This window comes from Kribbia dieselivorans NBRC 106261, assembly GCF_001552435.1.
Lineage (GTDB): Bacteria > Actinomycetota > Actinomycetes > Actinomycetales > Dermatophilaceae > Kribbia > Kribbia dieselivorans.
Window position 1 is genome coordinate 1 of the sequence record NZ_BCRE01000258.1, and the last position, 3,503, is coordinate 3,503.

At 72.1% G+C, this 3,503-nt stretch carries 4 protein-coding genes; 2 read left to right on the forward strand and 2 right to left on the reverse strand.

The window, feature by feature from the left end; all coding sequences use genetic code 11:
• Both KD1_RS15570 and KD1_RS15575 read right to left on the reverse strand, forming a co-directional pair.
• A partial coding sequence (locus KD1_RS15570; protein ID WP_502690829.1) for a CpaE-like family protein occupies positions 1 to 547 on the reverse strand: 547 nt, incomplete at its 3' end.
• A gap of 346 nt (positions 548 to 893) precedes the next feature.
• Positions 894 to 1,748, reverse strand: coding sequence for a Fic family protein (locus KD1_RS15575; RefSeq protein WP_068403435.1), 855 nt, complete (start codon positions 1,746 to 1,748; stop codon positions 894 to 896).
• Positions 1,749 to 1,835: 87 nt separating this feature from the next.
• Here KD1_RS15575 and KD1_RS15580 point away from each other — a divergent pair, with 87 nt between their 5' ends.
• Positions 1,836 to 3,038 carry a sensor histidine kinase gene (locus KD1_RS15580; RefSeq protein ID WP_083542540.1) on the forward strand — a complete coding sequence of 401 codons (1,203 nt, stop codon included), beginning with the start codon at positions 1,836 to 1,838 and terminating at the stop codon, positions 3,036 to 3,038.
• Between the two features lie 10 nt (positions 3,039 to 3,048).
• On the forward strand, positions 3,049 to 3,503 hold a 455-nt coding region (locus tag KD1_RS15585; RefSeq protein ID WP_157073417.1), incomplete at its 3' end, for a response regulator.

The following is a 3,503-nucleotide window of genomic DNA, read 5'->3' on the forward strand; positions in this document are numbered from 1 at the left end:
AGAGCAGGTCGTCGTGGCGGCGGCCGCGGGTGATGATCGCCGCCGGCCCCAGCGGCCAGTCGTCGACGACGACCTGCGCGTCGTGCAGGTGCCGCGGCGTCAGGCCCACGAGGAACAGGTCGATCGCCTCGACCTCCTCACCGACCTCCCCCGCGGCCGACGGTACTTCCATCGTCGGGGGCTGCCAGCGTGGCTGGTCGACCACGACCGTGCGCCACCGCGCCACCTCCGCGAGGACCGGCCCGACGACGGCCCCGCTCGAGCGGCCAGGGCCGCCGGAGAGCACCGGAACTCGGTCACCGGGCAACGCGGCCACCAACGCCTCCACGTCGGGGGTGTCGATGTGGCTGAGGTCACCCCAGCGCAGGCCGGGTTGGTGTTCGACCGCGGCGGTCACGTCGATCCGCCCACCGGCGGCATCCCCGTCGGCGAGCAGCACGGGCTCGCCGCGGTCGGCCAGTTCCACGGCCAGGGCACAGGCCAGGGTCGAGGCGCCCAGGCCGCCGGAGCAACCGACGACACGGATGAGGAGGGGTGTGGGTGGCATGGGTCCAGTCGACCCGGGACACGGTCGCGAGGGAACCCGCAATCGACGGCCTGTGGACGGCGCGGACTCGTCTCGAACGCCTGTGGACAACTGTTCTCATCACGCTGGACCGGCAGCCGCGTCCGGACATGCTGATGGCCCCGGCGGAGGGGGGCCGCCGGGGCCATCTAGCGCCGCTCCGGGGGGACAGAATCGGCGCCCAGTCCGCTCAACCCGATGGGGTGCGGGGAGCTGAACTGTTCCCATCCTCACCCGCGAGCGCGCGATTTGCAAGCCCCACCCCCGGTCTCGGGATCATGAACGCTTGATGAACGCTCGACAACGGCAAGGTGACGCCCGAATCGCGTCAGGTCAGACGGCCGGCCAACACCGCATCGGCGATGGTGTGACCCTCCAGCGCAGCGGCCACCAACGCCGTCCCGCAGTGCTCCAGCCACAGCCGAACCCCGTCCGCGCCGCCGGTGGCGTACGCAGTCAGCGCACCGATGTAGGCCGTCGGCCCCTGGTCGCCCTGACCGGCCTCGGTGACCGCCACCCCGGTCGGATCCAGGCCGGTGGCCTGCACCAGGGCACGCTCGAAGGCGCGGGCCACGAGTCCGTTGCCGTGCGTGAAGGGCCGGATCGTCGCGATCTCGGCATGCGCGATCGCGATGCACACCAGCGCGGGCACCGCCTCGTTCGCCGCGAGGATCTGCGCCACCCCGGCCAAGCGAGCCGGCACCTGATCGGCCGCCGGCGCCGGCCCCAGATCGGCGAACTCCTCGCAGGTCTCGTCACCGGTGCGGGGCCGACCGAGCTGGGCGCGATCGGGCACCAGATCCGCCGCCGCCACCACGTGGAGGCGCGCCAACGCCTGCATCGGCGAGGCCACCGCCACCGCGCGCACGTGTTCGGTCTCGGCGGTCGCGGCCATCGCACCGCGCACGATGCGCTCGACCGGGTCCGGGTCCGGGGAGGGCTGACGCGCCCCACGCATCAGGTCGCGCACGATCTCGACCGAGGTGCGCGCCCCCTCCAGACGCGCGCTCGCCCATGCCCCCCGCACACGAGACTCCGCCGCGGCCTCGGGGATACGACGACGCAACGCCTGATGCCACCGCAGCTGCGTACATGCCTCTCGCGAGTCGTCGACCGCGGCCGCCACCTCCGGGATGTCGGCCAGGGATCGGAGCGCACGGATGACCTCGGGAGACGACTGCACCGGCCAAGCGTAGGCGACGCACGGCCGCGCTCCCGCGCCACCTACGCTGGTCGACCTAGTCTGTCCACAGCGAGCAAAGGAGCGCCCATGCCGTACGTGCACTGGCCCACGGCCGCGCTGACCGTGGGCGTGGCCGCGGTGGCCCTGCTCCTGTGGTTCCTCGTGTGGCGACGGCGGGTTCCGGCGCGCGGCTACGTCAGCGTCGCCGACGCGACCACCTACGAGACGCTCCACTCCGCCTCCGAGGCCGCCCGCCATCTCGGGGACGGCCTGAGCGACGACGGAACCGAGAAGGCCGCGCCGCACCTGCGCGCCATGCTCGGCACGCCGGCGCTGAGCATCTGCGATCTCAACTCCCTCGTCGCCTGGGACGGCCTCGGCGAGCACGGTCACGCCCGGCACGCCCACGCGCAAGCCCGCCGAACCCTCGATTCCGGGCGGAGCGTCGTGTTGCAGGGTGACGCGGTCCACTGCACCGACGTGGACTGCCCGATCCGGGCGGCCGTGATCACGCCGATCATCACCGACGATCTCGTCGTGGGCACCATCGGCGCCTACGGGCCGCGGGCCAGCGCCGGTCTGGTGCGGGCCACCGAGGAGGTCGCGACCTGGGTGGCCGCGCAGATCGAGCTCAGTGAGCTCGGACGCGAGCGCTCCCGGGCGATGGAGGCCGAACTGCGGGCCCTGCGCGCCCAGATCAGCCCGCACTTCATCTACAACAGCCTCGGCGCGATCGCGTCGTTCGTGCGCACCGATCCCGACCGCGCCCGTGAACTGCTGCTCGAGTTCGCCGACTTCACCCGGTACGCCCTTCGTCAAGGGGGTGCCTACACCTCGTTGGCCGAGGAGCTGCGCAATGTCGAGCGCTACCTCGTGCTCGAGCAGGCCCGGTTCGGCGACCGGCTGTCGATCTCCCTGGCGGTCGACCGCGAGGTGCTGCCCGTGGCCCTGCCGTACCTGACCATCCAGCCGCTGGTCGAGAACGCGGTCCGGCACGGCCTGGCCGCCAAGTCCGCGCCGGGGCTGATCACCCTGACCGCCAGCGACCGCGGGCACGATGTCGAGATCAGTGTCGAGGACGACGGCGTGGGAGCCGACCCCGACCACATCCGCCGGATCCTCGACGGCCAGAGCCGGTCGAACTCGATCGGTCTGGGCAACGTCGACGCCCGCCTGCGTCAGGTCTACGGCGACGAGCGCGGCCTGGTGGTCGAAACCGCACCGGACGCGGGCATGAAGGTCTCCTTCACCGTGCCGAAGTACACCCCCGGCGTTCATGTCGCGGCATAGGCTCAGGACCATGGCCTCCTCCCCCACCCCCGGGTCCGGCGACCAGTTGATCGCGCTGGCCGTCGACGACGAACTGCCGGCACTCTCGGAGATGACCTACCTGCTCGATCAGGATCCCCGGATCGCGAAGGTCCTCACGGCCCAGAGCGGCACGGACGCGCTGCGGGTCCTCGACTCCGAGCCGGTCGACGTGGTCTTCAGCGACATCAATATGCCCGGCTTGGACGGCATGGCTTTGGCCCGCGTCATCGCCCGATTCGCCGAGCGCCCCAGCATCGTGTTCGTCACCGCCGACGACGCCCATGCGGTCGATGCGTTCGCCGTGCAGGCGGCCGATTACGTCATGAAACCGGTCCGGGCCGCGCGCTTGGCCGAGGCAATCCGCCGGGTGGTCGCGGCTCGCACCCCGGCTGCCGCGAACGCCGCGGTCGCCGCGGTCGCCACGAACGGAGCGCCGTCCGCGGG